The organism is Kitasatospora sp. RG8 (assembly GCF_017813315.1).
GTDB lineage: Bacteria > Actinomycetota > Actinomycetes > Streptomycetales > Streptomycetaceae > Kitasatospora.
This window is the reverse complement of record NZ_JAGIYX010000001.1, coordinates 370131-393154: the sequence shown is the minus strand read 5'-3', so window position 1 is coordinate 393154 and position 23024 is coordinate 370131. Positions and strand designations below refer to the sequence as shown.

Here is a 23024-nt window from a genome sequence, read left to right as displayed (position 1 = left end):
ATCCGCAGGCTCCGCCGCCCGTCCACTTCTCGGACCTCCGCGACGCGAACAGACGGCCGAGCCGCCCTGTCCGGAGGACCGTCCAGTGGCCCCGGACCCGTCCGATCCCGCGCCTTTCGATCCGCCGCCCTCCCCCTCGGGACGGGCCTGCCCCAACGAGCCGGGCCCGTCCCAGGCCGGCCCGGTCCGGGCGGGAAGAGAAGATCATTTGCCGGGCGACCCCGGGGTGCACCGGGCCAGGAGTTCCGAGCGCTTCGCGGACGGCGGCCTGATTCCCTTGTCAGGCCGCCGCCTCACCACGCACAATGGAACCGACCGAACGGTCAGTCGGTAGCGTGGGCGGCGGCGGACCAGCCGCTTCCCGGCCCGCGCCACACGACAGCAGGCGGCACGCGGCAGCGAGCGCGCCGCAGGACGTGAGAGGGGACCGTGGTGACAACAGAGGTGGCCGAGCCGGTCCCCGCGCAGGTGCAGGAGGAGCGGTTCGAGGCGGTCGTCGCCGCCGAGCAGCGGATCGAGCCCCGGGACTGGATGCCCGACGCCTACCGGGCCACCCTGATCCGCCAGATCGCCCAGCACGCCCACTCCGAGATCATCGGCATGCAGCCCGAGGGCAACTGGCTCACCAGGGCCCCGTCGCTGCGCCGCAAGGCGATCCTGCTCGCCAAGGCCCAGGACGAGGCGGGCCACGGCCTCTACCTCTACGCCGCCGCCGAGACCCTCGGCGTGGACCGCGCGGAGCTGACCGAGAAACTGATCTCCGGGCGGCAGAAGTACTCCTCGATCTTCAACTACCCGACCCTCACCTTCGCCGACGTCGGCGTGATCGGCTGGCTGGTCGACGGCGCCGCGATCTGCAACCAGGTGCCGCTCTGCCGGTGCAGCTACGGCCCGTACGCCCGCGCCATGGTCCGGATCTGCAAGGAGGAGTCGTTCCACCAGCGTCAGGGCTACGAGCTGCTGATGACGCTGATGCGCGGCACCGAGGCCCAGCGCCGGATGGTCCAGGACGCGGTGGACCGCTGGTGGTGGCCGTCGCTGATGATGTTCGGCCCCTCGGACGGCGACTCGCCGAACACCGCCCGCTCGATGGCGTGGCGGATCAAGCGGCACACCAACGACGAGCTGAGGCAGCGCTTCGTCGACATGACCGTCCCGCAGGCCGAGCACCTGGGCGTCTCCCTCCCCGACCCCGAGCTGCGGTGGAACGAGGACCGCGGCGGCTGGGACTTCGGGGAGCCGGACTGGTCCGAGCTGACCCGCGTCATCCACGGCCAGGGCCCGTGCAACGCCCAGCGGATCGATCGCCGCCGCGCCGCCCACGAGGACGGCGCCTGGGTCCGCGAGGCCGCCACCGCCTACGCGCGGAAGCGCCGCGCCGAGGCCCAGTCCGACACCGGAGCCCAGCCCGGTACCGAATCCCGGCCCGGCACCGAGGCCCGGCACCACGCGGAACAGGAGAACGGAAAGTGACCGAGTCCAAGGCCGGCTGGCCGCTGTACGAGGTGTTCGTGCGCCCCCGGCGCGGGCTGAACCACGTCCACGTCGGCTCGCTGCACGCGTCCGACGACCGGATGGCGCTGCTCGCCGCCCGCGACCTCTACACCCGGCGCAACGAGGGCGTGAGCCTCTGGGTGGTCCGCTCCGACGCGATCACCGCCTCCACCCCGGACGAGCGGGACCCGTTCTTCGAGCCGAGCGGCGACAAGGTCTACCGCCACCCGACCTTCTACGACATCCCCGAGGATGTCCCGCACATCTGACGGGGAGCACCAGAACCATGACCGACGACACCGTGACCGGCGAAACCGCGGCCGACGACACCGTGACCGGCCGCCACGACAGCCATGAGAGCGACGTCGACCACGGCGCGCACGTCGACCAGGACGCGCACGTCGACCACGGCGCCCACGTCAGCCACGACGCCCACAACGACGACCACCTCTACCTGAGCCTCTCCGAGGCGTCCCCCGGGCCCGAGGGCGAGGGCCGCTGGGCCTACGGGACGGGCTTCGCGGACCCGCTGCTCGGTGTGGACACGGCCGTCCCGGCCGGGCTGGACGGCGCCGACCTCGCCGCCTACTGCCTGATGCTCGGCGACGACGCGCTCGTCCTGGCCCAGCGGCTGATCGAGTGGTGCACCCGGGCGCCGGAGCTGGAGGAGGAGGTCGCCCTCGCCAACCTGGGCCTCGACCTGCTCGGCCAGGCCCGCCAGCTGCTCACCCGGGCCGGCCAGGCGGACGGCTCCGGCCGGACCGAGGACGACCTGGCGTACTGGCGCGAGGAGCACGACTTCCGGAACGTCCGCCTGGTCGAGACGGCGAACGGGGACTTCGCGTACTCCGTCGCCAGGCTGCTGCTCTTCTCGACCGCGCGCGGCGCCCTGTACGAGGCACTGGCCGGGCACCGCGACCCGGTGCTCGCGGCGGTCGCCGCGCGGGGCGTCAAGGAGCTGGCCTACCACCGCGAGTACGCCACCGCCTGGACGCTGCGGCTCGGCGACGGCACGCCGCACTCGGCGCAGCGGATGCAGGACGGGCTGGACGCGGTCTGGCCGCTGCTGGAGGAGCTGTTCACGGCCCACCCGGTGGAGCTGCGGGTCGGCGTGGACCCGGCGACGCTGCGCGAACCCGTGCTGCGGGAGCTGGCCGCCGTCCTCGCCGAGGCCGGGCTGACCGTGCCGCAGGCGCCGGCGCTGGCCACGATCGGCGGCCGGGCCGGTCGGGACGGCGTGCACACCGAGGCGCTCGGCCCGCTGCTGGCCGAACTCCAGGTGGTGGCCCGCGCACACCCGGGGGCGACGTGGTGACCGTGCTGAGCGACGCCTGGGAGATCGCGGCCACCGTCCCCGACCCCGAGCTGCCCATGCTCACGCTGGCCGACCTCGGGGTGCTTGCGGAGGTCGAGGTGGGCGCGGCCGACGACGGGACGGGCGCCGGGGCGGGCGGTGAGACGGGCGGTGAGACGGGCGGTGCGGTCGGCCGCCGGACCGTGACCGCCTGGCTGACCCCGACCTACTCCGGTTGCCCGGCCGTCGCCGAGATGGCGGCCGACGTGGACCGGCGGCTGCGCGCGGCCGGCTACACGGACGTCCGGGTCCGGCTGCGGCTGGACCCGCCGTGGTCCACCGACCTGATCACCGCGGAGGGCCGCCGCAAGCTCGCCGAGGCCGGCATCGCCCCGCCCGGGCCCGCCGCCGGGCGCCGGACGTCCCCGGGTCTGCTGGCCCTCGGCCCGACCCGCCACCTCGTGGCCTGTCCGCTCTGCGGCGGCAGCGACACCGAGGAGCTGTCCCGTTTCGGCTCGACCGCCTGCAAGGCGCTGTGGCGCTGCCGCGACTGCCGCGAGCCCTTCGAACGCGTCAAGGAGATCTGAATGGCCGCCGGTCCCGCCAGCACGGCCCGCCCCGTGGAAACCCCCGCCGCTCCGGCCCCCGCGGCCCGTCCCGCCCGCCGTCCGGCCTTCCACCACCTGCGGATCGCCGCGGTCGAGCGACTCTGCGAGGACGCCGTCGCGGTGACCTTCGAGGTGCCCGACGGCCTCGCCGACCAGTTCGCGTTCCGGCCGGGACAGACGCTGACGGTGCGCCGGGTGGTGGACGGTGCCGACGAGCGCCGCTCGTACTCGATCTGCGCCCCCGTCGGCGGCCCGCTGCGGATCGCGGTCCGCGAGGTGCCCGGCGGGCTGTTCTCCCGTTGGCTGGTGCGCGAGGCCGCGCCGGGCGAGGAGGTCGAGGTGCTGACCCCGTCGGGCCTCTTCACTCCCGAGCTGGGCGAGCCCGCCGACCACGTGCTGCTGGCGGCCGGGTCCGGCGTCACCCCGATGCTCTCCATCGCGGCGTCGGTGTTGGCCGCCGACCGCACCTCCACCGTCACCCTGCTCTACGGCAACCGGCGCAGCGACACCGTGATGTTCGCCGACGAGCTGGCCGACCTGAAGGACCGCTACCTCGGCCGGTTCCAGCTGGTGCACGTGCTCTCCCGGGAGACCAGGGACGCCGAGCTGCTCAGCGGCCGGCTCGACCCGGAGCGGGTCGGCGCGCTGCTGAAGGCGCTGGTGGACGTGGAGCGCGTCGGCCACTGGTGGCTCTGCGGCCCGTTCGGGATGGTCGCCGGGGCGAAGGAGCTGCTGGCCGGGCTGGGCGTGCCGGGCGAGCGGGTGCACCAGGAGCTGTTCCACGCCGAGGACGAGCCGGTCGCCGAGCGCGCCGAGGAGTCCGCGGACGGGCCGGCGGACGGTGCGTACAGCGAGGTCACGGTCGTTCTCGACGGTCGTGGCAGCACGCTCTCCCTCCCGCGCGACCGCTCCGTCCTCGACGGCGCGCAGCGCTCCCGCCCGGACCTGCCGTTCGCCTGCAAGGGCGGAGTCTGCGGCACCTGCCGCGCCCTGGTCACCGAGGGCGAGGTGGAGATGCGCCGCAACTTCGCGCTGGAGGAGAAGGAGCTCGCCGCCGGCTACGTGCTGACCTGCCAGGCCCGCCCGCTCACCGACCGGGTGACGGTCGACTACGACCGCTGAGCGGGCACGGCCCCACGACCAGCTGAGCGGGCACGGCCACCACCGGTTGTGCGGGCACGGCCAGGACCGGCTGTGCCGGCACAGGACACGACCGCCGAGCGGGTGCGGCCACGACCGTCGAGGGCGCGGCTACGACTGCTGTGCCGGCACGGCGGCGCCCTGCACCGGTTCGCCGAGCAGTGCGACGAGGGCGTTCACGGCGGCCCGGCCCGCCCGGTTGGCGCCGATGGTGCTGGCCGACGGGCCGTAGCCGACCAGGTGGACGCGGGGGTCGGCGGTGGCGGCGGTGCCCGTGAGGGCGATGCCGCCACCGGGGGAGCGCAGGCCGAGCGGGGCCAGGTGGCCGACCTCGGGCCGGAAGCCGGTGGCCCAGACGATCGCGTCGACGGGCAACTCCTCGCTGCCGGGCCCCTCGCCCCAGGCGACGCCGTGCTCGGTCAGGCGGTCGAACATCGGGCGGCGGTGCAGTGCGCCCAGTTCCTCGGCACGGCGGTAGGCGACGGACGGACCGAGCCCGGTCACGCTCACCACGCTGCGCACCGGCAGGCCCTGGCGGACCCGCTCCTCGACCTTGGCCACCACCGCGCGGCCGTACTCGGGGGTGAACGGGCCGTCGTGGTAGACCGGCGGGGTCCGGGTGACCCAGACCGTCTCGCCGACGGCCGCGACCTCCGACAGCACCTGGATCGCCGAGGCGCCGCCGCCGACCACCAGGACGCGGCGGCCGGCGAACTCCTCCGGCCCCCGGTACTCGGCGTAGTGCAACTGACGGCCCGCGAAGTGGCCGGGGTAGTGCGGCAGGAAGGGGCGGGTCCAGGTACCGGTCGCGTTGATCAGCGCCCGGGTGGACCAGGTGCCCGCGTCGGTCTCGACCAGCAGCCGGGAGCCGGGTCGGTCGGACTCGGAGCGGACCGCCCGGACGTGGACGGGGCGCACGACCGGGAGCGCGTGCTTCGCCTCGTACGCCGCGAAGTACCCCGGGACCACCTCGCGGGCGGGGGCGTCGGGGTCGGGCTCGGGCAGTTCGAAGTCGGGCAGGTCGTGGAAGCCGTGCACGGTGGCCATCCGCAGGGACGGCGAGCGGTGTGCCCAGGCGCCGCCCGGGGCGTCATCGGCGTCGAGCACGACGAAGCCGCCGTCGGCGTCCGCCCGGTGGGGGGCGAAGCCGCGGCGGCGCAGGTGGTAGGCGGCGGACAGGCCCGCCTGCCCGGCGCCCACCACCAGGACGTCGACCCGCCGGGTTCCGTCGGCCGGGGTTCCGGCGTCGGCCGCACCGTCGTTGGTTGCACCGTAAACAGTCACGCCGGTGAAACATCGGGTGGCCGAGGAGTTGTTCCCGCTGCCGTGAAGCGCCCCGGGCGGGCAGCCGGATCAGGAGACCGGATGATCAGGCCGGGTCAGGTGGCCGGGCCGGGTGGCCGGCTCAGGTCGCCGGGGAGATCACGACGGCGGTGCCGTACGCGCAGACCTCTGTTCCGACGTCAGCAGCCTCCGTGACATCGAACCTGAACATGAGCACCGCGTTGCCGCCGCGCGCCTTGGTCTGCTCGACCAGCCGCTCCATCGCCTCGTTGCGGCTCTCCACCAGGGTCTTCGTCAGCCCGCGCAACTCGCCGCCGACCAGGGACTTGAGCGAGGCGCCGATCTGGCTGCCGATGTGCCGGCTGCGGACGGTCAGGCCGAAGACCTCGCCGATCACGTGGTCGACCCGGAAGCCGGGGATGTCGTTGGTGGTCACGACCAGTACCTGGGCGTCCGGGCGCTGCCCGCCGCCGAATTCGTCGATGTTCGCCATGGGCCCATCCTGCGGGCTGGACGGCACCCGGGCCCAGAGGCGTGGCCGGGGCGTGCCGTCGAAGGCCCCAGGGAGTCGCAGGGAGGACAGGGGGCGAAGGGAACGGGAGCAGGCCGGAGGAGAAGGACGGAGCGAAGCGGAGGAGGGCGGAGGCGGGCGGAGGTGGATGGAGCGGCACCCGGAAGGAGACGGCGGAGGCGCGGAGGAACGGCCGGAGAACGCCGGGAAGGACGGGGTCGGACGGGGAAGCTCGGACAGACCGGTGATCGGGCGGCCGAAAAGCCGTACCGTAGCCCCATGGGCGAGCGAAGCGATCATCCACAGGGGCCGGGCGCGGCGGAGGACTCCGGCGCGCAGGAGATCGAGGCGACGGTGGTGCTGGGCCTGCGGATCACCGACTGGCCGGCGTTGCGTGCGGCCGCGATCGCGGCCGTGGAGGAGCTGGACTTCGCCGGAATCGATCCGGCCGGCCAGCGGCGCGAACTGCTGCGCGAGGTTGCCGAGGACGCCAACGCGGCTCTCGGTGCACTGCTCCACCCGGACCGGCTGGTGGCCGCGATCCCCGGCGTCGAGGCCATCGGCGGGACGCTGGAGATCAGCGTCACCGAGGACTTCGCGCCGGACTTCGCGGAGCTCTTCCCGCTGGACGGCGGCGGCGACGACGAGGAGGGCAGCGGGACCGGCGACTGGACCCTCACCCCGCGCACCGCCTGCCTCCTCCACGCCCAGTTGCTGGGTCTGGCCGACGCCGCCTATGACGACCTGGAGGAGCACGAGGACGAGCCGGTCACCGACGGCGAGGAGCCGGACTGGACCGTCTTCGGCCGGCTGCCGCAGCGCACCTGGCGCCTGCACCGGGGCTGGCGCCGGGCGATGGCCCGCTCCTTCGACGACCTGGCCGACGACCTCGCGCTCGGCGAGTGGCCGCTGCCGCGTTGCCTGGCCGAGGAGATCGCCCTGCGGATGGCACTGGTGGACGCCCGTGCACTGCTCGGCGCGCAGCCCGAATCGGTCGCCGACATGATGGGCGACCTGCCGGCCGACCTCTACGACTACGACTGGGACGGCTGTCACGACGAGCTGTTCGGCGTCTTCGGGCCGGACGACGGCGACCCGGAGCTGACCGCCGAGCAGCGCACCGAGCTGCTGCTCGCGGCGACCCACCCGGAGGGCTGGTTCCTGGTGTACGAGGACGCGGAGGAGCGGGACCCGCAGCGCGGTTACCGGCGCTGAGGCAGGCTGAGGCCACGGGCTGAGGGCCGAGGGCCGAGGCTCGCGGGTTCCGCTGCTTCCACCGCTACCGCCGCTTCCGCCGCCCACCGCTTCCGCCGGCTCTGCGGCCGCCGCTGGTCGTACGGTCGTCGATGTGGCACGGGTGCGGCACGGGGGTGTGGCGGGCGGTTAGGCTGCGGGCATGTCCGATATGTCAGGCAGTGGGGTGTTCAGCGGTGAGGTGCCCGGCGGGGGACCGGGGGCGGCCGACGATCCGGTGCTGGCCCGGGTCGCGCTGGGCCTCGACGGCGTCCAGGCCGCGCAGCGAGGGCGGACGGCGCAGGCCCGGGAGAGTTTCGAGCGGCTCTGGGAGGCGCTCGGCGAACGCGACGTGTTCCACCGCTGTGTCCTCGCCCACTACCTGGCCGACCTGCAGGACGACCCGCGCGCCGAATTGGAGTGGGACCGGCGGGCGCTGGCCGCCGCCGACTCGCTGACCGTCGAGCGGGCGCAGACCTACGAGTCCGCCCTCCAGGTCCGCGCCTTCTACCCGTCGCTGCACCTCAACCTGGCCTCCGACCACCTCAAGCTCGGTGAGCCCGACCAGGCGCGCGACCAACTGGAGCGCGCCGTGGTGAGCCTGGACGCGCTGCCCGAGGACGAGTACAGCGCCGGCATCCGCGCGGCCGTCGACGAACTGCGGCAACGCCTGCGCTGAGGCCTGCGCCGAGCCTTGCCCCGACGCCTGCCCCGACGCCTGCGCCGGGTGTTGTTCACCGTTTTTGTTCAATGACCGAGCCCCGGACCCGAACAACCCCGGTGCGCTACATCTGGAGCGCTGCACCGACCGGCGATGGGGAGAGTTCGGCAGATGACGACGTTGTGCATCGGAAACAACCGCACCGAGGAGATGGTCGGGGACCTCACCGGGATGACGCCGCTGGAGCGGCTCTTCGCCGGCTGCGGAGCCCAGCGGATGCTCTGGTTCGCCGAGGACGACGACGTCCTGGTGCTGCCCTGGGCGCCCGACCCGGCGTACTTCGCGTACGTCACCGGGCTGACCGGCACCCGGGCGGAGAGCCTGACGGTGGTCGTACCGCCGTCGGGGGCCGAGGGCGACGGCATCCTCACCCCGGACCGGCTGGCCGACCCGGGTTTCCGCGAGGAGCTGCGCCGTGCGCTCGACGGGCGGCCGGTGGGGAGGGTGCTGGCGATCTCGCCGAACGCGGCCGTGGCCGACCTCGCCGACGCGCTCGGCGCCGGACACGCCGTGCCGGGCCACGAGTTCGCCGCACAGGGCGGCAACGCGCTGGTCAACAGCAAGGCGGTGTTCCGGGCGCTGGCCGCCGGCGCGGGCGTGCCCGTCCCGCCGGGGACGGTCGCCACCTCGCCGCAGCAGGTGGAGGCGGCGGTCAACGGCCTGCTGGAGCAGGGCCACAGCGTGATGATGAAGGTCGAGTACCAGGCCGGGGGCTTCGGGAACGAGGTCCTCAGCCGGGACGAGCAGGTCACCCCGGCCGGTGCGCAGCGCGTGGTGCCGCTGGCGGACCGGGCGGCGGTCGCGGAGTACGTCGCCGGGCGCTGGGACTGGCTGACCGGCGGGCGCAACCAACGTGTCGTCGTGGAGCGGTACTTCGCGGACGCGGTACCGCTGTACGCGGAGTTCGCGATCGGCGCGCACGGATCGGTGCTCTCGGGCTGCGGGGAGATGGTGATGGACCCGGTGGTGGTGGGCGAGATCACCCCGCCGGTCACCCCGGATGCCGGGACCCTGGCCGAACTCGTCGACCGGGCGGCCCGGTTGTGCGAGTCGCTGCGGGTGCTCGGCTACCGCGGCACGCTGAGTGCGGACGCCCTGCTCACGCCCAAGGGCGAGCTGTACTTCACCGAGACCAACGGCCGGCTGACCGGTTCGACGCACCTGCACGACGCGTTGTTCGCCCGGCTGGTCGGTGCCGGGCACCGTACCGCCCGGGTGATCCTGGAGCTGGCCGGCCTCCACGTGCCGTCTTTCCCGGAGGCGGTCGCGGCGGTCGAGCGGGCCGGACTGGCCTTCGACCCGGTGACCCGCACCGGCGTGGTGTTCAGCGCCGACTTCGGCCCGGCCGACGGCTCGGTGATGTACTGCGTGATCGCCGAGGACGCGGCGGCGGCCAGGGTGGCGGAAGGCCGGCTGCTCGCACTCTTCGCGCGGTGACGGACACCGACGACGTGGGGCCGCCGGGGATGAGGGCGGCGGTGATCCACCGCTACGGCGGGCCCGAGGAGTTCCGGACCGAGACCGTGCCCGAGCCGGCCGCCGGGCCGGGCCAGGTGCTGATCGACGTCACCCTGGCCGGCCTCAACTACGCGGACCTGCACTGCCGTGAGGGCGAGTACCAGCGCAACCCGTTGCCCGCCGTGCTCGGCGCGGATGTGGTCGGGCGGCGCCGCGGCGACGGCCGGCGGGTGGTCGCACTGCTCCGCTCCGGCGGCGGATACGCCCAAGTGGCCTGCGCCGACGAGGCGTTCACGGTGGAGGTGCCGGACGGTGTCGGTGACGAGCAGGCCCTGGCGCTGCTGGAACAGGGTGCCACGGCCTACGGCGCGCTGACCCTGCTCGGACGGCTGCGGCCGGGTGACCGGGTGGCGGTGACGGCTGCGGCCGGCGGGGTCGGGCACCTGGCGGTGCAGCTGGCCCGGGAGTTGGGCGCCGGTCGGGTCGTGGGCCTGGCGTCGACGGAGGTTAAGCGGGAGTTCGTCCGGTCGCTCGGCGCGGACGCCGCGCTCGACTCGGCCGGCCCGGACCTGGCCGCCAGGCTCGGCGAGTCGGGCGGTGTGGACCTCTTCGTGGACTCCGTCGGCGGTGAGGTGCTGCGGTCCGGGCTGGCGGCGCTGGCGCCGTTCGGGCGGCTGCTCTGCGTCGGGGCCCGCGGCGGACCGGAGGAGTCCTTCACGGTGGACGAGCTGGCCGGGGGTTCGGCCGGCGTGCTGGGGTTCTGGCTCCAGCACGTACTGGACGACCGGGTGTTGTTCACGGGCGTCGCCGGGCGGCTCTTCGGGCTGGCGCGCGAGGGGCGGCTGGCCGCGCGGATCGACCGGGTCGTCCCGCTCGACGGCGTCGCCGGCGCGCACCGGGCGTTGGGTGCGCGCGAGACGATGGGCAAGGTGCTGGTCGACGTGCGGCGGGAGGCCCGGGAGGAGAACTGAGGGGAGAGTCGGGAGGAGAACTGAGGGGAGAGCCGAGGGGAGACCCGAGGGGAGACCCGGGGAAGGACCTGACGGGAGACCTGAGGGAGGCCCGTGGGGCGGCGCCGCCCCACGGACCCCGCTCAGTAGCCCGCGACCTCGTCCAGGCCGTGGCCGCGCAGCGGGACCAGGAAGCTGCGCTCGAAGACCACCACCACCTCGCCGGTGGACTTGACCCCGGTGGTGCGGCAGCTGACGATGCCCTGACCGGCGCGGCTCTTGGAGAGCCGCTTCGCGAGCGTCTCCGTCTCCGCGTAGAGGGTGTCCCCGGCGAACACCGGGTGGGTCATCCGGATGTTCTCCCAGCCCAGGTTGGCGATGGTCCGCCCGCTGGTGGAGCGGGCGGTCATCCCGCCGACGATGCTGAGCGTCACCAGGCTGGAGACGATCGGCCGCCCCCAGGGCGTGTGTTCGCTGTACGCGGCGTCGATGTGCAGCGGGGCGTCGTTCATGCTGAGCATGCTCATCAGCACGTTGTCCATCTCGGTCACCGTCCGTCCGGGGCGGTGCTCGATCACGTCGCCGACCGTGAACTCCTCGTAGTAGCGGCCGACCACCTCGCGGTAGCGCCGCTCGCCGATCAACCGGTAGCCGGCCGGCTCGGGTTCGTCCGTCTCGGGTTCGTCCATGATGCGCTGCTCCCAGGTGTCAGAGGTCGGAGGTGAGTTCCTTGACGTGGCCGGCGAACTCGGTGATCAGGCGCTCGTCCATGTCGGCGCGCAGCATCAGCCGCAGGCCGGCCTCGCCCTTGGGGACGATCGGGAAGAACACCGCCGAGCTGTAGAAGCCGCGTTCGAAGAGCTGGGCGGAGAGCTTGACCGCGCGGTCGGCGTCACCGACGTCGACCCGGCGGACCGGCAGGCCGTTGCCGGCGAAGGTGGTCGGCAGGAGTTCGTCGAAGAGATCGATATTGCGGTTCAACCTGCCCTGGAGTTCGCCGAGTTCGGGTGACCGGTGGATGGCGGCGGCGCCCAGTGAGGCGCCCACCAGCGGCAGTGCGACGTTCTGCGACCAGCCGACCGGGCCGGCGTGCCGGTGCAGGAACTCGAACTGTTCGCGGTTGCCGAGCATCGCGACGCCGCCGCCGGTGCCGAAGCCCTTGCCGAGGCTGGCGGCGATGACGGTGAGCGGGTTCATCTCCAGCCTGGAGCGGACGAAGCCCTCGCCGCGCTCGCCCATGATGGAGAGCGAGTGGGAGTCGTCGATGTAGAGGAACAGCCCGTAGCGGTCCTGGAGTTCGAGCAGTCCGTCGAGGGCCGCCGCGCCGCCCATCGAGTACGCGCCGTCGGCCACGTAGGCGACCCGCGGGTACTTGCGGCAGATGTCCTCCAGGTAGTTCAGGTCGTTGTGCGGGCAGTTGAGCACCAGCGTCTCGTCCGCGCAGATCGGCTTCACGTACGCCATGCAGAAGTGGCAGAACCGGTCGAAGACCATGACCCGGGGCCCGCCGCCCCTGCCGTCGCAGGTGCCGTCGAGGTGGCCGGAGGCGATCAGCGGCAGGATGCCCGCGGTCAACGCCGTGCAGGAGGCGCCCGGCAGGATGTGTGCGCCGAAGAGTTCGCCCAGCTCCTCCTCCAGCTGCACCAGCAGGTTGTGCCGGATCCGGGTGGTGGAGGTGACCAGCCAGGTGCTCCGGGACTCGGTGAGCGCGTCCACGGCGCCGGCGGCGACCTGGGGGTGGTTGTTCAGGCCGAGGTACGCACAGGAGACCATGTTGGCGAACTCGTGGCCGGTCTCGCGGACGATCAGCCGGTTGTTGGACTCCGAGTCCACCTTGATGCCGATCAGGCCGTTGGCACCGGCCGCCTGCCAGACCGGGTCGGCGGTGGCGAGCATCGTCTCGGTGTTGCGGTATCGGCGGGGGCCCTGGATCGATCCGGCGTCTGCGGTCATTGTCGCTTCTCCCTGGTGTTGGTCGGCGTGGCCGGGGCTGGGGATCCGGCCGGGGCGGGCCGGGCCGGCGGCACGGGGGGTGCGGGCGGGGCGGGCACCAGCGGCGGCACCAGTGGCGGCTCCGGCGGGGCGAACTGTTCGAGCAGGCGCTGGCAGGCCTCGAAGAACGGCATGCCGACCATCACCCCGTCCACGACGGTGACCGAGCGGCCGTTCTCCCGTCCCGCCTCGACCACTCGCCGGGCCCGTTCCAGCAGTGCCTCGTCAGGGCTGAACGCCTCGTTGATCAGCGGAAGTTGGCGAGGGTGGACGGCGATCTTGCCGCTGAAGCCGAAGTCCCGGGCGAGCGCGGCCTCCCTGCGCAGCCCCGCTACGTCGGCGACCTCGAAGAACGGCGCGTCCATCGCCTCCACCCCGGCGGCGCGGGCGCTGTTGACCACCCGGCCGCGGGCGTGCGCCAGCGCCTCCCAGGAGAGCCCGGCACCGACCGCGAACGCGTAGTCGGCGGAGCCGAAGACCAGTCCGCGCAGCCGGTGTCCGGCCGCCGCGACGGCGGGTGCGTGCTCGATCCCGAGCGGCGTCTCGACGACGGCGAGGAACTCCGTCTGCGGGCAGTCCGGTCCGAGTGTGCCGGCCGCGATCTCGATGTCGCGGGGGGACTCCGCCATCGGGATCAGCACGATGTCCGGCTTCACCCGGTACCGGGTGATGGCGATCAGGTCGCGCAAACCGTCCGGGCCGGAGAGGGAGTTGATGCGGACCGCGCTCCGGGCGAGTTTGCTGGTCGGCAGGGTGAAGAACTCCTCGGCGAGTCGGCGGGCCTCCTCCTTCCGTGCGGGCGGGACCGAGTCCTCCAGGTCGACCATGGCGATATCGGCCCCGGACTGGTGGCTCTTGGCGTACCGCTCCACCGCCATCGCGGGTGTGGACAGCAGGGAACGGCAGTAGCGCGTGAACTTCATGGAAATCTCCGAAGTCAGCGAAGGCTGCGGCTCCCGGTTCTATCCCACCGGCATTGTTCGGCGCCGTGTGGCTGGACATTGAACATCAACTCGGAACAACCGACCCGAAGGCCCGATTGTTTGGCGCCAACTGTCCTGCGCATGATGAATCTTGGGGGGATGGACAGGAAGGTCACCACTTCAACGGAGAAGGGGGCTGCTGTGCCGCGTCGGGAGAGTCCACTCGACCAGGGGGACGGGCCGCTGCTGAGGTTCGCCGGCGACCTACGGGCGCTCAGGGAACGGGCCGGTACCCCGCCGTACCGCCAACTGGCCCTCCGGGCACACTGTTCGGCCGCCAGTCTCTCGGTGGCGGCCGGAGGGCGCCGGCTGCCCAGCCTCGCGGTGACCCTCGCCTACGTGCAGGCCTGCGGCGGCGACGTCCGCGAGTGGCAGCACCGCTGGCAGCTGCTGGCCGCCGAGCTGGCCGCCGACACCGCCGCCCGGCGGCGCGCCCAGGACGCCGGCTGTGCCCCCTACCCGGGTGCGGCGGCGTACGAGGCGGCGGACGCGGAGCGGTTCTACGGGCGCGAGGCGGTGCTGGACCGGCTGGTCGGGCTGCTGGGCGAGCGGAACCTGGTGATGGTCACCGGGCCGTCCGGGGTCGGCAAGTCCTCGCTGGTCAGGGCGGGTCTGCTGGCCCGCATGGGCGGCCTGGGCGGGAGCGGTGGCTCCGGCGGGAACGGTGGCCTGGGCGGCCTGGGCGGGAATGGCGGCTCCGGTGGCGGCGCGGGCCTGAACGCCGGTGCGGGACCCGGCTCCGCTGCCGGAGCCCGCACCGGAGCCGGCCCTCGCGGTGCGAGGGATCCGCGCAGGGGGTCGGGCGCGGCGCGGCCGGGCGCCCGTGCGGTGCCGGTGGCGCTGCTCACCCCGGGCGAACGGCCGATGGAGGCGTACGCGCTGGCGCTCGCCCGGCTCGGGCAGCGGGCCGGGGAGACGCGGGGCGTGCGCGCAGGACTGCAGGCCGCCGGGTACGAGCGGGCGCGGGCCGCGGATCCGGTGCTGGTGGTGGACCAGGGCGAGGAGCTGCGGACGCGGTGCCGGGACGCCCGGGAACGGGCCCGGTTCCTGGACGCGCTGGTCGCGGCCGCGGAGGGGACGGGCCGGAAGGCGGGCGGGACCGGTGGTGCGGACGGCCTCCGGTGCCGGGTGGTCCTGGTGGTGCGGTCCGACCAGGGCGACGCGCTGCGGGCCGAGCACCCCGCCCTGGCCGAGGCCTGCCGGGGCGCCGTGCTGACCGTCGGCGCACCCGCACCGGACGAGCTGCGCCGGGCCATCACCGAGCCGGCGCTGCGGGCCGGCTGCACCGTCGAGGGCGCGCTGCTCGCGGTCCTGATCTCCGCGGTGGCCCAGCAGCCCGGCGCGCTGCCGCTGTTGTCGGCGGCACTGCTGGAGACGTGGCGGCGGCGCAGCGGCAACGCCCTCACCCTGGCCGGATTCCAGGCCACCGGCGGGTTCGAAGGGGCGCTCGCGCGGACGGCCGAGGCGCTGTTCGACGGTCTGGGCGCGGCCGACCGGGAACGGGCCCGGGCGGTGTTCGTACGGCTCGGCGGTGAACCGGCCCCGGGCGCCGGCGGCGACAGCGCGCGAAAGCCGGTCGGGCGCGGGGAGTTCGACGATCCCGGGGTGCCGGCCCTGCTCGAACGGCTGGTCCGCGCCCGGCTGGTGGTGCTGGACCGGGACACCGTGGAGCTGTCCCACCACGCCCTGCCGCAGGCCTGGCCCCGGCTGCGGGACTGGCTGGCCGAGGGCCGGGAGGCGCTCGGCGAGCAGCGGCGGCTCACCGCGGCTGCGCGCAGCTGGGCGGCGGCCGACAAGGATCCCGAACTCCTCTACCGGGGAGCCCGGTTGGACCATGTCCGGCGGCGGGTGGCGGCGGGTGAACTGGCGTCGGGCGGGGTCGAGCGGGCGTTCCTGTCGGCGGCGGTCCGCGCGGCCGCCGACGACCGCCGGCGGGTCCGGCGGCAGAGTCTGGCGCTGGCCGGGCTGGCGGCGGCCGGCGGGGCGTTGCTCACCCTGGCGGGCGGCCACCGGATCCGGCGCGGCTGGAGGGATTGATCGGCCTCGGAACAGGGGGAGTTGAACAACGGCCCGGTTGTCCGGTGGGCCGGCCGGGCGGCCTCGGGAATGTCGATCACCTGCTTGCGCGGCCGTCGGGCGGCCGGGTAGCTTGGCGATCGATCCCGGCTCCGGCAACCTTCCGAATTCGCCTGGCCGGCCGTGGATTCAGCTCCCGTCACGGTCGGCCGGTGCCGGCCCGGCGGTTTCTCCGACATCCTGGCCAATTTCCCTCACCGGAGCGGCGTTTCCGGAATTCGCTTCCTGCGGGCTTTCGCGCTGCTTCCAGCTGTTTCGCCAAGTCCTCCGCCGTGGCTGTTTCTGCTGTTTCTTCTGTTACGGCTGGTGCGACTGCTACTGATGTTTTCGATGCGTCGGCAGTTCCCGTTGTCCCCGTTTGTTCCGTTGCTCCGTTGTTTCGTGTTCTTGCTGTTCCCGTTGCTCGTGCGGCCCGCCATTCCCGAATCCGTGTCAAGGGGGAGTCATGTCCGAAACGGCCAGCCCGGCCCCGCCGGCCCGTCCGGTGCACAGCTGGGACGAGTTCAGCACGCTCCGCGAGGTGGTGGTCGGCACCGCAGTGGGGGCACGGCTGCCCGAGCAGTCCGATCCCTCGTCCTGGCTCTCCTGCTTCCCGAAGACCAGCGCGGCCGAGCTGGCCACGATCCCGGTCGGCGCGTACTCGCAGCAGGTGGTGGAGGAGACCGAGGAGGACCTGGATGCGCTGGTCGCGACCCTGCGCGGACTCGGCGTCACCGTGCGCCAGCCCGAAGTCATCGACCACGCAGCAGAGTTCGCCGCGCCGAACTGGCGAGCCGACGGCGGCTTCCACTCCTACTGCCCGCGCGACCTCACGCTGGTCGTCGGCGAGACGGTGATCGAGGTGGCGAGCCCGATGCGCCACCGCTACTTCGAGGTGTTCGGTCTGCGCGACCTCTTCCAGGAGTACCTGCGGGGCGGGGCGCGGTGGTTGGCGGCCCCCCGCCCCCGGCTGGACGACGGGCTCTTCGAGTTCGACGCCGACGGGCTGCCCCTGCTGGGTGAGTCCGAACCGGTCTTCGACGCCGCCAACGTGCTGCGGCTCGGCCGTGACGTCTTCTACCAGGTGTCGCGCAGCGGCAACGAACTCGGGCTGACGTGGCTGGAGTCCACCCTCGGACTGCTCGGTGACCTGCGGCTGCACCCGCTGCGCGGCATCTACGGGTACACCCACATCGACAGCACCATCGCCCTGCTCCGGCCTGGCCTGGTGCTGCTCAACCCGGAGCGGATCAGCCCCGAGACGGTGCCCGAGGCGCTGCGCGGCTGGGACATCCTCTGGTGCCCGCCCGCGGAGCCGGCCGTGGCCTCGCCCGAGCACGCGCTCAGCGAGAGCTGGATCAGCATGAACCTGTTGATGGTCAGCCCCGACACGGCCATCGTGGAGTCCGGCCAGCAGAGCCTGATCAAGCAGCTGGAACATGCGGGCATCACCGTCCTGCCGCACCGGCTGCGCCACTCGCGGGTCCTCGGCGGGGGCTTCCACTGCGTGACCCTGGACATCCGGCGCGACGGCGGGCTGGAGGACTACCTGTCCTGACCCGCGCCCGCCGGGGGCACCCACCTCCACCGGTCGGCCCGGTCGGCCCGGTCCGCCCGGTCCGCCCGGTCGGCCCGGTCGCCCGGGGCCGCCGTTCGTTCGGTCCGCCCGGTCCAGCGGTGCGGTCCTCCCGGGCCCCGCGGTGCGGTCCGCCCGTTCTCCCGGTCCGCCCGGGGCTCCCACCTTCACCTGGCGTGATCGCGGAGGACGGGGGCTGGCATGCTTGACGGGTGACTTCTCCGTTCGACGCCCCCGTCCCTGACCCTGCCCCCGAGGACCGCGACGCCCGGCCGCAGTACGTGCTGCCGCTCGTCGTCCGGCTGGAGCGGGACACCCCGCCCGGGCGGACCGACGCACTGGAGACCTCGGCCCGGGCCGTGCTCACCCTGCTGGCCGACCCGCGGGTCACCGGACCGGACGGCGAGTGGGCGGAGCGGGTGGCGGCCTGGGAGGACGCCCGGATCCGCAAGGTGGTCCGGCGGGCCCGGGGCGGCGAGTGGCGCCGGGCCTGCGAGCTGCCGGGGCTCACGGTGAGCGGCCGGGAGGCGGAGGTGCGGGTGTTCCCGCCGATCCCGCTGGACGGCTGGCCCAAGGAGCTCGCCAAGCTCCAGGTTTCCGGCACCGATCTGGAGGAGACCGGCCCGGTGGACGCCGCCGAAGCCGGCGTGCCGGTGCTCTGGCTCAACCCCGAGCTGGAGATGAGCGCGGGGAAGACCATGGCCCAGACCGGCCACGCGGCCCAGCTCGCCTGGTGGCGGCTGGACGACGCGCAGCGCAAGGAGTGGGCCGAGTCCGGCTTCGCGCTGGCGGTCCGTACGGCGACACCGGAGGCCTGGGTCGGGCTGGTCGGCGGTGGCCTGCCGCTGGTCCAGGACGCGGGCTTCACGGAGATCGCCCCGGGGAGCAGCACCGTGGTGGCGGACCACCCGGCCCTGCGCGGCTGAGCGGGAGGCGCTCGGCCGCGGCCTGCCCGGAGGCGCGCCCACGCCCCGTCGGCCGTCGGCTGACGGTCGGCGGGCGGGGGCGGCCGGCAGGGGCGGTCCGAGCTCAGGCCTCGTAGCGGCGGATCGAGCGCAGACCGCCGTACGCCGCCGCCGCGGCCCAGAGTGCCATGATCAGCAGCCCGGTCCAGTGGCCGTAGTGGACGGCCGGGTCCGGCTGGGTGAGCATCGCGTACAGGCCGGCCCGGTCGGGCAGGAACTGGCCCGCCTCGCGCACCCCGGGTATCGCCGCCAGCAGGGTGGTGCCGAGGAAGACCATCGGCGTGAGCAGGCCGAGGGCGGCGGTGAAGTTGCGCATCATGGCCGTCAGGCCGAGGCAGAACACCACGAGCAGCGGGTGGTAGAGCACGCCGGCCAGGAAGCTCCGCCCCATGCCCGGGACGGAGAGGTCCAGGCCGACGGTGCCGGCGACCGCGAGGAACGAGCCCGCCGTGGAGACCAGGCCCAGCAGCAGCCCGATCCCGGCGCCGAGGACGAGCTTCGCGCCGTACAGCCGCCCGCGCCGCGGCACGGCGGTGAGCGAGGTGCCGATCATGCGGGTGTTGAACTCCTGCCCGATCAGCAGGATCCCGAGGCAGGCCACGGCGACGTGACCGAACAGCAGGCCGTAGTAGATCCCGCCCGCCGGGTCTTCGCCCGGGGTGTGGTCCACCTCCCCGTACGCGGCGTTGACGGCGAGGGTGATGCCGACCGTGAGCGCGACGGCCACGATCGGGGCGATCCACTGGGAGCGGAGCGTGGTGAACTTGATCCGCTCGGACCGGAGCACGGCGGTGGTGGTGGTCATCGGAAGCTCTCCTTTCCCCGGCGCCGCAGGGCGCGGGAGGTCGTCGGTGAGGGGGTGGTCGGCGGCGGGCCAGCCTGTTCAGGCCTGGTAGCGGCGGATCGAGCGCAGGCCGCCGTACGCCGCCGCCGCGGCCCAGAGGGTCATGATCAGCAGGCCGGTCCAGTGCCCGTACACGACCTGGGGGTCGTCGGCGTAGCGCAGGGCGTACTGGCCCGCGCGGTCCGGGAGGAACTGGACCACGTGGCGGACGCCCGGCAGACCGCCGAGGAGCGGGGAGAGCAGGAAGACGGTCGGCACCAGCACGCCCATCGCCGCGCTGAGGTTGCGCATCATGGCGGTCAGGCCGAGGCAGAGCACCACCAGCAGCGCCGGGTAGACCACGGCGGTGGTGGCACTGCGCACGAACGCGGGCCCGTCCCACTCGCCGGGGGTGAAGGCGGCGTACCCGGCGAAGGAGCCGGCCGCCCCGGCCAGGCCGACGCCGAGGGCGACCAGCGCTCCGAGCAGGAGCTTGGCGCCGTAGAGCCGCCCGCGACGCGGTACCGCCGTGAGCGAGGTGCCGATCATGCGGGTGTTGAACTCCTGCCCGATCAGCAGGATCCCGAAGCAGGCCAGTGCCGCCTGGCCGAAGTTGAGGCCGTAATGGATGCCGACGCCCGGGTCGTCGGTGAGGTTGTGGTCCTTGCCGCCGAGCGCGGCGGAGACGGCGACGGTGAGGCCGCCGGTGAGCAGGACGGACAGCAGCGGGGTGATCCAGAGCGAGCGGAGGGTGGTGAGCTTGATCCGCTCGGACCGGAGGACGTTCGCGACGGTGGTGGCCGGGGCGGCCACGGCCGGGGTGCTCATGTCGCCACCGCCCGGAACTCGACGCTGTCCGCGGTCATCCGCATGAACGCCTCCTCCAGGGAGTCCTGCTGGACGGCGATCTCGTACAGCACCACGCCGTTGGCGGCCGCCAGTGCGGCGAGCTGCTCGGGCTCGGCGCCGGTGACCTCCCAGGCGCCGCCGTCTACCGGTTCGGCGGCCAGAGCGGAGCCGCGGAGCAGGGCGTCCAGCTTGGCAGGGTCCACCGCGCGGACCCTGATCCGCGTGCGGCCGTGCCGGTCGATGAACTCCGACGTGGCGGCGTCCGCCAGCAGTCGGCCGCGGCCGATCACCACCAGGTGGTCGGCGGTGAGCGCCATCTCCGTCATCAGGTGCGAGGAGACCAGGACCGCGCGGCCCTCGGCGGCCAGGTCGCGCAGCAGCGTGCGGATCCAGCGGATCCCCTCCGGGTCGAGGCCGTTGACCGGCTCGTCCAGCATGAGGACCGGCGGATCGCCCAGCAGTGCGGCGGCCACCCCGAGGCGCTGGCGCATGCCGAGCGAGAACCCGCGGATCCTGCGGTCGGCCGCGTCGGCCAGGCCGACCTGCGCGAGCACCTCGTCGACCCGGCGCTCGGACAGGCCGTTGCTGGCGGCGAGCCAGCGCAGCTGGCCGCGGGCGGTGCGGCCGCCGTGCATCGCGTGGGCGTCGAGCAGGGCGCCGACCTGCCGCAGAGGGTCGGACAGCTCGGCGTACGGGCGGCCGTCCACCAGGGCGCTCCCGGCGGTGGGCCGGTCCAGGCCGAGAATCAGCCGCATGGTGGTGCTCTTGCCCGCGCCGTTCGGCCCGAGGAAGCCCGTGACCACTCCGGGCCGGACCTCGAAGCAGAGGTCGTCGACCACGCGCGTCCCGTCGTACTCCTTGGTGAGGCCCTGAACCTGGATCACGGCTGCCCTCCCTGTCCCTGTCGCTCTCGGGGCCCGGTCGCTGCCGGGCCGCTCTCCCTGCCGGGCCCGCCCGTTCGGCCGGTCCCGCTGTCGATGACCCCATTCGACCGGAACGGACCTCCCCGGCGGATCCCGCCGGGGAGGGGAGTTGACTCCCTCTCGGGAGGGAGGGCCTCGTACTGCGCTGACCTGGCAGGATGGCGGGATGCCCCGAATATTCGCGCCCCTGCTGAGCGGCGCCACCTACGCGCGGTGGCTGCACCTGGCCATCGGATGGATCTTCGCCGCCGTCGTGCTGATGGTCTATCCGGGGACGTACGGCTTCAGCCTCGGCGGGGTCGTGCTGCGCGCGGTGCCGGCGGACGCGGCGCTGCTGGTGCTGGTGGCGATGCTCCCGGCGATGCGTCGGGCGGAGGGCGTGCAGGCGCGGCTGCTGCTGATACCGGAGCGTGAGGAGGACATCGCCACCGAACCCGCCCGGACGTGGGCCGACCGGCGGCGGACGGCGGTCTGGCTGGTCGGACGGACCGCCCTCGGAACGGCCGTCGGGATCCTCTCCGTCCTGGTGCCGGCGGCCGCCTTCGACCTGGTGTTCCGCCCCGGACCGCGGCTGCCGGGCGGTCTCGAACTCCCCGCCGGGGAGGGGACGTCGTGGTACCCGCTGGCGGCGCCGGTGCTGTTGTTCGCGCTCGGCTGGCTGATCGTCTGGGCCGGCCGCCTCCAACTCGCCATGGCGGTGAGGCTGCTGGGGCCGTCCCCGGCCGAACGGCTGGCCGCCGCCGAGCTGCGGGCCGAACGCCTCCTCGAACGCAACCTGTTGGCCCGCGAGTTGCACGACTCCATCGGCCACGCCCTGACGGTGACGGTCATCCAGGCCGGTGCGGCGCGCGAGGTGGGGGACGCGGCGTTCGTCGCCAAGGCGCTCGAAGTCATCGAGGAGACCGGGCGAAAGGCGATGGAGGACCTGGAACGCACCCTCGTCCTGCTCCGGGACACCGGCGAACCGGGTACCGGCCGCGGCCCCGGCGCCACCCCCGGCGCCCCCGGCGCGGGCGACGCCCGGGAACGCCCCGGCATCGAGCAGTTGCCCGGGCTGTTCGACACCGCGCGCTCGGCCGGCAGCCCGGTCGAGGCGTGGATCGACGTGCCCTCTGGACGACTGCCCGGCGTGCTCTCCCGCGAGGGCTACCGCATCGTCCAGGAGGGCGTCACCAACGCCCTCAAGTACGCGCCGGGTGAACCGATCAGCGTCCGGGTCACCCTGCGGGACGACCGGTTGGAGCTGCGCTGCGCCAATGCGCTGGGCAGCTCCGCCGCGTCCGTCCGCGTCACACCGCGCCGGGGCGGCAAGGGACTTCGCGGCATCCGGGAGCGCGCCGTGCTGCTCGGCGGCGAGGCCTCCGCCGGGGCGGAGTCCGGCGAGTGGGTGCTGGCGGTGCGGGTGCCCCTACGCTTGGGCGCGTGATGATCGACATTCTGCTGGCCGACGACGAGGAGCTGGTCCGGGCCGGGCTGCGGGCCGTACTGGAGGCGCAGGGCGACCTGCGGGTGGTCGGTGAGGCCCGCGACGGTGCCGAGGCGGTCGCCCTGGCCCGCGAACTGCGGCCGCACGTGGTGCTGATGGACGTCCGGATGCCCGGGACGGACGGCCTGGCCGCCACCCGCGAACTGGTCCGGGGCGCGGCCGCACCGGGCGGGTGGGCGCCGAAGATCCTGGTCGTGACCACCTTCGAGATCGACGACTACGTCTACCAGGCGCTGCGCGCGGGCGCCGACGGCTTCCTGCTGAAGCGCTCCCGGCCGGCCGAGATCGCCCATGCCGTCCGGCTGGTCGCGGCGGGCGAGTCGCTGCTCTTCCCCACCGCGATCCGCCGCCTCGCCGCCGGCCAGGGCAACCGGGAGGCGCGTGACACGATGGCGCGCGCCGCCCTGACCGACCGTGAGGCCGAGGTGCTGCGCCTGGTGGCGCGCGGGCTGACCAACGGCGAGATCGCCGATCAACTGTTCCTCGGCGTGCAGACGGTGAAGACGCACGTCAGCAGCGTGCTGGGGAAGCTCGGCGCCCGGGACCGGACCCAGGCGGTGATCGCCGCGTACGAGTCCGGCTTCGTGGAGCCGGCGGAGTAGCCCGGCGCCGGACCACGCCCGGCCCACGCGTCGCCCCCGCTCGGGCCCGCCCCCGCCAGGCCCGGTCCCGCCCCGGC

Annotated in this window: 22 protein-coding genes; 14 read left to right on the top strand and 8 right to left on the bottom strand. The window is 73.9% G+C overall.

Going from position 1 to position 23024, the window contains the following annotated elements; genetic code table 11:
* Positions 1-432: 432 nt before the first annotated feature.
* The 5 genes from paaA to paaE are packed head-to-tail and all read left to right on the top strand — an operon-like array spanning position 433 to position 4518.
* Positions 433-1473 carry a 1,2-phenylacetyl-CoA epoxidase subunit PaaA gene (gene paaA, locus J5Y04_RS01735; RefSeq protein WP_209409407.1) on the top strand — a complete coding sequence of 347 codons (1041 nt, stop codon included), beginning with the start codon at positions 433-435 and terminating at the stop codon, positions 1471-1473.
* Positions 1470-1763 (top strand): 1,2-phenylacetyl-CoA epoxidase subunit PaaB, encoded by a 294-nt coding sequence (paaB, locus tag J5Y04_RS01730; protein WP_030234269.1) that lies wholly within the window; start codon positions 1470-1472, stop codon positions 1761-1763. Before paaA ends, paaB begins: the two co-directional genes overlap by 4 nt.
* A gap of 17 nt (positions 1764-1780) precedes the next feature.
* Positions 1781-2809, top strand: coding sequence for a 1,2-phenylacetyl-CoA epoxidase subunit PaaC (paaC, locus tag J5Y04_RS01725; protein WP_209409404.1), 1029 nt, complete (start codon positions 1781-1783; stop codon positions 2807-2809).
* Positions 2803-3375 (top strand): 1,2-phenylacetyl-CoA epoxidase subunit PaaD, encoded by a 573-nt coding sequence (gene paaD / locus J5Y04_RS01720; RefSeq protein ID WP_374105933.1) that lies wholly within the window; start codon positions 2803-2805, stop codon positions 3373-3375. The genes paaC and paaD overlap by 7 nt, the downstream gene beginning before the upstream one ends.
* The gene (gene paaE / locus J5Y04_RS01715) at positions 3376-4518 is read left to right on the top strand and encodes a 1,2-phenylacetyl-CoA epoxidase subunit PaaE (protein ID WP_209409401.1); all 1143 of its coding nucleotides are present in this window, start codon (positions 3376-3378) and stop codon (positions 4516-4518) included. It begins immediately after the preceding gene.
* A gap of 129 nt (positions 4519-4647) precedes the next feature.
* On the opposite strand, the gene J5Y04_RS01710 is transcribed toward paaE, so the two are convergent.
* Both J5Y04_RS01710 and J5Y04_RS01705 read right to left on the bottom strand, forming a co-directional pair.
* Positions 4648-5820 carry an NAD(P)-binding domain-containing protein gene (locus tag J5Y04_RS01710; RefSeq protein ID WP_209409380.1) on the bottom strand — a complete coding sequence of 391 codons (1173 nt, stop codon included), beginning with the start codon at positions 5818-5820 and terminating at the stop codon, positions 4648-4650.
* 121 nt (positions 5821-5941) lie between these two features.
* Positions 5942-6313: a YbjQ family protein gene (locus tag J5Y04_RS01705; protein WP_148641848.1), complete on the bottom strand. Its 372-nt coding sequence runs from the start codon at positions 6311-6313 to the stop codon at positions 5942-5944.
* 297 nt (positions 6314-6610) lie between these two features.
* On the opposite strand from J5Y04_RS01705, the gene J5Y04_RS01700 reads away from it, so the two are divergent.
* From J5Y04_RS01700 to J5Y04_RS01685, 4 genes are all read left to right on the top strand, one after another.
* Positions 6611-7546: a hypothetical protein gene (locus J5Y04_RS01700; protein WP_209409378.1), complete on the top strand. Its 936-nt coding sequence runs from the start codon at positions 6611-6613 to the stop codon at positions 7544-7546.
* A gap of 181 nt (positions 7547-7727) precedes the next feature.
* The gene (locus J5Y04_RS01695; RefSeq protein WP_209409376.1) at positions 7728-8243 is read left to right on the top strand and encodes a hypothetical protein; all 516 of its coding nucleotides are present in this window, start codon (positions 7728-7730) and stop codon (positions 8241-8243) included.
* 153 nt (positions 8244-8396) lie between these two features.
* The gene (locus J5Y04_RS01690) at positions 8397-9722 is read left to right on the top strand and encodes a peptide ligase PGM1-related protein (RefSeq protein ID WP_209409374.1); all 1326 of its coding nucleotides are present in this window, start codon (positions 8397-8399) and stop codon (positions 9720-9722) included.
* Positions 9719-10714, top strand: coding sequence for a zinc-binding dehydrogenase (locus J5Y04_RS01685; protein ID WP_307852879.1), 996 nt, complete (start codon positions 9719-9721; stop codon positions 10712-10714). Before J5Y04_RS01690 ends, J5Y04_RS01685 begins: the two co-directional genes overlap by 4 nt.
* A gap of 122 nt (positions 10715-10836) precedes the next feature.
* On the opposite strand, the gene J5Y04_RS01680 is transcribed toward J5Y04_RS01685, so the two are convergent.
* The 3 genes from J5Y04_RS01680 to J5Y04_RS01670 are packed head-to-tail and all read right to left on the bottom strand — an operon-like array spanning position 10837 to position 13608.
* Positions 10837-11382 (bottom strand): MaoC family dehydratase, encoded by a 546-nt coding sequence (locus tag J5Y04_RS01680; protein WP_209409371.1) that lies wholly within the window; start codon positions 11380-11382, stop codon positions 10837-10839.
* 19 nt (positions 11383-11401) lie between these two features.
* Positions 11402-12646 carry an aminotransferase class I/II-fold pyridoxal phosphate-dependent enzyme gene (locus J5Y04_RS01675; protein WP_209409369.1) on the bottom strand — a complete coding sequence of 415 codons (1245 nt, stop codon included), beginning with the start codon at positions 12644-12646 and terminating at the stop codon, positions 11402-11404.
* On the bottom strand, positions 12643-13608 hold the full coding sequence (locus J5Y04_RS01670; RefSeq protein ID WP_209409361.1) for a CoA ester lyase: 966 nt from the start codon (positions 13606-13608) through the stop codon (positions 12643-12645). The genes J5Y04_RS01675 and J5Y04_RS01670 overlap by 4 nt, the downstream gene beginning before the upstream one ends.
* A 159-nt stretch (positions 13609-13767) precedes the next feature.
* Here J5Y04_RS01670 and J5Y04_RS01665 point away from each other — a divergent pair, with 159 nt between their 5' ends.
* The 3 genes from J5Y04_RS01665 to J5Y04_RS01655 all read left to right on the top strand — a co-directional run bounded on the left by J5Y04_RS01665 (position 13768) and on the right by J5Y04_RS01655 (position 18225).
* Complete coding sequence (locus J5Y04_RS01665) at positions 13768-15705, top strand: ATP-binding protein (RefSeq protein ID WP_209409359.1); 1938 nt, start codon at positions 13768-13770, stop codon at positions 15703-15705.
* Between the two features lie 484 nt (positions 15706-16189).
* Positions 16190-17281: an inosamine-phosphate amidinotransferase 1 gene (locus J5Y04_RS01660; protein ID WP_209409356.1), complete on the top strand. Its 1092-nt coding sequence runs from the start codon at positions 16190-16192 to the stop codon at positions 17279-17281.
* A 230-nt stretch (positions 17282-17511) separates the two neighbouring features.
* Entirely contained in the window at positions 17512-18225 is a 714-nt protein-coding gene (locus tag J5Y04_RS01655) for an aminoacyl-tRNA hydrolase (protein ID WP_209409353.1), read from the top strand.
* Positions 18226-18328: 103 nt separating this feature from the next.
* Here J5Y04_RS01655 and J5Y04_RS01650 read toward each other — a convergent pair whose 3' ends face one another.
* The 3 genes from J5Y04_RS01650 to J5Y04_RS01640 all read right to left on the bottom strand — a co-directional run bounded on the left by J5Y04_RS01650 (position 18329) and on the right by J5Y04_RS01640 (position 20820).
* Positions 18329-19069 carry a hypothetical protein gene (locus J5Y04_RS01650; protein ID WP_209409350.1) on the bottom strand — a complete coding sequence of 247 codons (741 nt, stop codon included), beginning with the start codon at positions 19067-19069 and terminating at the stop codon, positions 18329-18331.
* A 78-nt stretch (positions 19070-19147) separates the two neighbouring features.
* Positions 19148-19915: a hypothetical protein gene (locus J5Y04_RS01645; RefSeq protein ID WP_209409346.1), complete on the bottom strand. Its 768-nt coding sequence runs from the start codon at positions 19913-19915 to the stop codon at positions 19148-19150.
* Positions 19912-20820: an ABC transporter ATP-binding protein gene (locus J5Y04_RS01640; protein ID WP_209409343.1), complete on the bottom strand. Its 909-nt coding sequence runs from the start codon at positions 20818-20820 to the stop codon at positions 19912-19914. Before J5Y04_RS01640 ends, J5Y04_RS01645 begins: the two co-directional genes overlap by 4 nt.
* A 205-nt stretch (positions 20821-21025) precedes the next feature.
* Between J5Y04_RS01640 and J5Y04_RS01635 the strand changes: the two genes are divergently transcribed.
* Positions 21026-22285 (top strand): sensor histidine kinase, encoded by a 1260-nt coding sequence (locus J5Y04_RS01635; protein WP_209409340.1) that lies wholly within the window; start codon positions 21026-21028, stop codon positions 22283-22285.
* Entirely contained in the window at positions 22285-22947 is a 663-nt protein-coding gene (locus J5Y04_RS01630) for a response regulator transcription factor (RefSeq protein ID WP_245204108.1), read from the top strand. Before J5Y04_RS01635 ends, J5Y04_RS01630 begins: the two co-directional genes overlap by 1 nt.
* Positions 22948-23024 lie beyond the last annotated feature (77 nt).